Origin of the sequence: Longimicrobium sp. (assembly GCF_036554565.1) — a bacterium.
Lineage (GTDB): Bacteria > Gemmatimonadota > Gemmatimonadetes > Longimicrobiales > Longimicrobiaceae > Longimicrobium.
The window spans coordinates 1-6,191 of record NZ_DATBNB010000111.1; the positions used below are offsets into that span (position 1 = coordinate 1).

At 71.3% G+C, this 6,191-nt stretch carries 3 protein-coding genes; 1 reads left to right on the forward strand and 2 read right to left on the reverse strand.

The annotated features are described in order from the left end of the window. Both VIB55_RS03045 and VIB55_RS03050 read right to left on the reverse strand, forming a co-directional pair. The coding region (locus VIB55_RS03045; protein WP_331875190.1) for a hypothetical protein at window positions 1-547 on the reverse strand (547 nt) is incomplete at its 3' end. 13 nt (window positions 548-560) lie between these two features. Then, on the reverse strand, window positions 561-3,653 hold the full coding sequence (locus tag VIB55_RS03050) for a SusC/RagA family TonB-linked outer membrane protein (RefSeq protein ID WP_331875191.1): 3,093 nt from the start codon (window positions 3,651-3,653) through the stop codon (window positions 561-563). Between the two features lie 507 nt (window positions 3,654-4,160). On the opposite strand from VIB55_RS03050, the gene VIB55_RS03055 reads away from it, so the two are divergent. Beyond that, window positions 4,161-6,191 (forward strand): SpvB/TcaC N-terminal domain-containing protein (locus tag VIB55_RS03055; RefSeq protein WP_331875192.1); only part of this gene is annotated, 2,031 nt, incomplete at its 3' end.

Genomic DNA, 6,191 nt, shown 5'->3' on the forward strand with positions numbered 1-6,191 from the left:
CCACCGTGCTGAACACGAGCCCGCTGCAGAAGTGCTCGGCCAGGATGTTCACGGTGTAGGCCTGGATGAAGTGCATCTCGGCGATCTGCCACCCCGGCGCGGTGGGGTTGAACTCGGCCATCAGCTCCGCGGCCTGCGCCGCGCCCACCCGCGCGCGGTGCAGCGAGCGGTTGGTGCCGCTCAGGAAGCTGTTGTCGGAGGTCATCGTCCGCTGGTCTACCTCCCAGCGGTAGATGAACGAGTCGCCGTTGATCCACTCGTCGGCGAAGAGCCCGCCCAGCAGAAAGATGTTGTCGCCGGTGGAGGTGCCGCCGCTGGTGGCGGCGGTCAGCCGGGCCAGCGCGCCCAGCCGCACGGCGTTGGCGCCGGCGGGCGACTGCACGTCCTGCGGGTCGATGATGTCGGGGTCTTCCACCAGCAGGATGTGCTCGCCGGGGTCGCAGGCGGCGATCCCCGACGCCAGGACGACCGCCGCGGCCAGGGCCGCCTGCCGCGCCCGGCGCCGCAGCCACGATCCGCCGGCGCGGGTTTTCAGGGTGTGCTTCATCTCGTGTATCATCCTACAGGCCAAGGGTCAGGCGGAAGGTGAAGTAGGTGGGGGGCGCGAACGCCTGGAACGACGACGGCGCGTCGCCCGTGGTGCCGAAGGCCTCGGGGTCCACCCCCGAGTAGCGGGTCCACAGGATCCCCAGGTTGCGGGCGGCGAAGGTGGCCGTTACCTGCCGGCTTCCCAGCACGCGCGACGCCAGGCTCTCCGGCGCGTCGAAGCTCAGGGAAAGCTCGCGGAAGCGGATGAAGTCGCCCGGCTCGATGAAGCCCGCCACCGTCTTGCTCGGGTGCTGCCGCACGGCCACCACGCGCGCCTGCTCGTCGAGCGGCGCCGCCGGGTCCACCAGCCCGCGGCAGTTGTTGCGGCTGGCGCAGCGGATGCGGTCGGTGTTGTTGTAGATCATGTGGCCGCCCTTGTAGTCCACCATCGCCGACAGGCGGACCCGCTTCTGCCAGAAGTCGAAGCCGTTGGTGAGCGCGGCCTCCCAGCGGGGCGCCGAGTGGCCCAGGAACTCCACGCTGTCGCCGACGAACACCTCGCTGCGCGCCGCGGCGGTGTCGTACTCGATGATGTTGTCGCCGTCCTTGTCCTCGTAGCCCATCAGGCGGCGCGACCACCAGCCGTTCAGGGGATAGCCCTCGACGTTGCGCAGCGTGCTGCTGATGACGATGGACGCCTCGCCGCCCAGGCTTTCCAGCTCGTTGTCGTTGGTGGTGCCGTTCAGGCTCATGTCCCAGCCGAAGGCGCGGCTCTGCACGAGCTGCGCGTTCACCAGCCCCTCCCACCCCTTGTTGCGCACTTCACCCAGGTTCTCGAAGCGCACCGTCAGGCCGGTGCCGGCCGAGGGCGGAAGCACCCGCTCGATCAGCGCGTCGCGCGAGAGCTTGTTGTAGTAGGTGATCTCGGTGGTCAGGCGGCTGTTGAAGAAGGTGCCGTCGATGCCCGCCTCGAACTCCGTGGAGCGCTCCGGCCGCAGGTCGGGGTTGCCCAGGGCGCTGAACACGATGCCCGGGCGCTCGCCGCTCTCCCCCAGGACGGTGGCGGTGCTGAAGTACGGCAGCGCGTCGATGGTGCCCGGCTGCACGCCCGAGGCCCCGTACGCGCTGCGCAGGCGAAGCTGGTCCACGAAGCCCAGGCCCGGGAAGAAGGGCTCGTCCGAGATCACCCACGACGCCGAGAGCTTGGGGTAGAACACGGTCTCGAACTGGGCGCCGAACGCGCTGTTCCGGTCCGAGCGCACGGCGCCGGTCAGGAACAGGCGGTCGCGAAGGCTCACCCGCTGCTCCACGTAGCCGCCCAGGGTGCGGCTCTCGCTGGTGGTCTCGTCCGCGAACTTTTCCGCGCCCGAGCCCACGGTGATCGCGGTGGGCGGAAGCTTGTTGCCGCGCGCGCCGTTGCGGTTGAACACGTTGCGGTAGTACTGCACGCCCGCCGTGGTCTGCGACTCCACGTCGCGGCCGAACTGCCGCGTGGCGGTGGTGGCCGCGTCCAGCGTGTACACGAAGAAGTTCGCTCGGTTGTCGATCTTGAAGCCCAGGGTGTCGGCCCCCACGCACTGCAGGAAGCGGCACAGCTGGTTGTCGGTGCGCTGCGTGAAGTCCAGCCCCGCGCTCCCCCGCAGCGTCAGCCACTCGGCGGGCCGCGCGTTCCCCGAAACGGACGTGATCAGCCGCTCGATGGACTGCGTGGTGACGGCCTGGTACACCCGCCGGGGGGTGAACTCGCGCCATCCGTACAGGGTGTCGCCCGTGGTCGGGTTCACGTTGTGCCGGAACCCGGGGCCGCCGTAGATGTTGGCGGCGATGCCGGCCGTTCCCGCGTCGTCGCTCATGGGCAGCCGCAGGTCCTGCGAGGTGTAGCCGGCGCTGACGGCGATGTCGCTGTTCCGCGGGAGGGTGATGTTGAAGTTGGCGCGCCCGGTGATGCGGCCGAAGTGGTTGGGGCTGCGCTGCTCGGGAAGCAGCGACATGCCGCGCGCGGCCAGGTAGCTGCGCTCGAACCGCGGCACCTGCGTCACGCCGTCTTCGTCTTCCCACTCGCCGTGCAGGAAGTAGCGCATGGACTCCGAGCCGCCGCGCACCTGCAGGCCGTGCTGCTGGCGGTATCCCCGGCCGAAGGGGGTGGCCTGGGGGTCGCGCGTGGGGCTGTACGCGGTGACGCTGTCCTGCGTGCAGTTGTTCGGCGCGGGCGCGGCCACCTGGGCCAGGGTGCACTGGGTGGTGTTGTTGGGCCTGGATGCGGCCGTCCACCCGTGGTACGCCAGGGGATACTCGTTGCGGTCCTCGATGGCGGTCTGCTCGGTGTAGTACGTCCACCGCGGCGGGCCCGCCACGCCCCGCTTGGTGGTGATGACGATCACTCCGTTCGCCGCGTCGGTGCCGTACAGCGTGGCCGCCGACGGCCCGCGCACCACCTCGATCGACTGGATCTCTTCGGGATTCAGGTCGCCCACGCGGCTGGGTGTGGTGCCGCCCACGCTCACCGTGCTGGACCCGGTGCTCCCCTCCACGCGAACGCCGTCGATCACGTAGATGGGGTTGTTGGAGAGCGAAAGCGAGCTGGTGCCGCGCACGCGCACCCGCACGCCCGCGCCCGTCTGCGTGCCGCCCACCACCATGACGCCGGGGGTGCGGGCGGTCAGCAGGTCCCCCACGTTCTGCACCGAACTCCGCTCCACCACGGCCGCCGCCTGGATCTGCGAGACGGCGTTGCCCACTTCCACGCGCCGCTGCTCGCCGGTGGCGGTCACCACCACCGGGTTCAGCGCGATCGTCGAGGCCCGCAGGGTGAAGTTGGCCGTAGCCGTTCCCCCCGCCGCCACCGTCACCGGCTGGCTGCTCTCGCCATAGCCGATGGTGAGCACGCGCACGGTGACGGTGCCCGCCGGCACGCCGCGAAGGGTGTAGGTGCCGCTCTCGTTGGTGAGCGTGCCCAGCGTGGAACCCGCGACCCGCACCTGGGCGGCGGGAACCGGTTGCCCGGAGCCGGCGTCGGTCACGCGGCCGGTGACCGTGCCCTGCTGCTGCGCCGCCGCCGGACCCGCGTCGAACGCGCCGGCGAGGACGGCGAGAGCGGACGCACAGAGTAGACGAACGATTTTCACGAGGAACACCTCCGAGGGGCTGGGTGGAAAGCGACGAAACGGAGCGGCGAACCGCACTGGAACCGAACCGGCGAGATCACGGACGGAGCACGCGGGAAGGCCGCGGCACTCGCGCCGGTGGGGCGGACGATCGTCGATCGTGGTGGTGGTGGCCGCGCGGGGCAGCGGCGGAGTATACGGAGTTTTCGGATGATAAATGGGAGGGACAGCGTGCACAAGAGACGGGGCTGACGGCAGCGAAAACTGGATGGCGGGGGCAGGAATGTTCATCCCGCAGCGGCCGAATGACGCTGGGGGAAAGCCGAGGCGGGGAGGTACGGCGCGAGTTCGATGCGGGCGGCGCGACGGGCGCGCTCCGCGGGAGGGAAGGAGGGTGAGAAGGTGCAGCAGGGATTGCAGCATCCTTGACTTGCATCCATTCCCGACTGCTTATTGCGAAGCAACGGCCCCGACCCCGCGCCGTGCCGGATCGCCCCTCTCCTTGGAAAACCCTTCCCGGGCCGGACGATGGATAGAGAGATCCGCCCTGCTCCCGCGAGCCCCGGATCCCGCACGGAACCAGCCGGCCGCTCCCCCGCCGCGCCCCCCACGATCAGCCTGCCCAAGGGCGGCGGGGCCCTGCGTGGCATCGGCGAAAAGTTCGCCGCCAACCCCGTCACCGGCACCGGCACGCTCACCGTGCCCCTCGCCGCCAGCCCCGGCCGCATGGGGTTCGGCCCCGACCTCTCCCTGGTCTACGATTCGGGTGCGGGCAACGGGCCCTTCGGCCTGGGCTGGAGCCTTTCCCTTCCCGCAATCACCCGCAAGACGGACCGCGGCATCCCGCGCTACCGCGACGAGGAAGAATCCGACGTCTTTCTCCTGTCCGGCGCGGAGGACCTGGTCCCCGTTCCCACCGACGGCCCCGATCCGCGCGCCGGCACCCCGCGCACGGTGGATGGCGTATCGTACCGCATCCACCGCTACCGGCCGCGGGTGGAGGGAGCCTTCGCGCGCATCGAGCGGTGGACGGACACGCGCACGGGGCAGGCGCACTGGCGGTCCATCAGCCGCGACAACGTGACCACCGTCTTCGGCCGCACCGCCGCCTCGCGCATCGCCGACCCGGCCGGCGGCCAGCCGCGCACCTTCAGCTGGCTGGTCTGCGAGCGCTGGGACGACCGGGGGAACGCCGCCGTCTACGAGTACCGGGCGGAAGACTCCGCCGGCGTGGACCTTTCGGCGGCGCACGAGGCCAACCGCACCCCCGCGGGCCGCGCGGCGAACCGCTACCTGAAGCGCGTGCGCTACGGCAACCGCATATCGCGCCTGCGGCAGCCGGACCTTGCGCGCGCCGAGTGGATGTTCGAGGTGGTGCTGGACTACGGCGAGCACGACCCCGCGGCGCCGCGCCCCGACGACGCGGGCGCGTGGCGCTGCCGCGACGACGCGTTTTCCAGCTACCGCGCCGGCTTCGAGGTGCGCACCTACCGGCGGTGCGAGCGCGTGCTGGCCTTCCACCACTTTCCCGGCGAGGAGACGGGGACGGACTGCCTGGTGCGCTCCACCGGCTTCACCTACACCGACGAGCCCGGGGCGTCGCTGCTGGCCGCGGTCACGCAGCGCGGGTACGTGCGCCGGGAGGGAGGATACCGCGCCCGGGCGCTTCCGCCGCTGGAGTTGGCGTACAGCCGGGCCGAGATCGGCGGCACGGTGCGGGAGCTGGACGCGGAAAGCCTGGAGAACCTTCCCGCCGGGGTGGACGGCGCCCGCTACCAGTGGGTAGACCTGGACGGCGAGGGCGCCTCCGGCATCCTGGCCGAACAGGCGGGCGGCTGGTACTACAAGCGCAACCTGGGCGAGGGGCGGTTCGGCGCGCTGGCGCCCCTTCGCACGCAGCCCTCGCTCGCCGCCCTGGGCGGCGGCCGGCATCAGCTGCTGGACCTGGCGGGGGACGGGCAGATCGAGCTGGTGCAGCTGGATCTTCCCACGCCCGGGTTCTTCGAGCGGACGGCGGAGGGCGGATGGGAGAACTTCCGCGCCTTCCGCACGCACCCCCGCATCGCCTGGGACGACCCCAACCTGCGCTTCGTGGACCTGAACGGCGACGGGCACGCGGACGTCCTCATCACGGGGCACGAGGTCTTCACCTGGCACCCCTCGCGCGCGGAGGAGGGGTTCGGCCCCGCGAGCCACGTGTCCACCCCGCACGACGAGGAGCGGGGCCCGCGGCTGGTCTTCGCCGACGGCACGCAGTCCATCCACCTGGCCGACATGAGCGGCGACGGGCTCACGGACCTGGTGCGCATCCGCAACGGCGAGGTGTGCTACTGGCCCAACCTGGGCTACGGACGCTTCGGCGCGCGGGTGGCGATGGACGGCGCCCCCTGGTTCGACCCGCCCGACATCTTCGACCAGCGCCGCGTGCGCCTGGCGGACGTGGACGGCTCCGGCACCACCGACATCATCTACCTGGCCCGCGACGGCGCCCGCCTGTACTTCAACCTGGCGGGGAACGGCTGGAGCGCGCCCCGCACCCTGCGCCACCTGCCGCCCCTG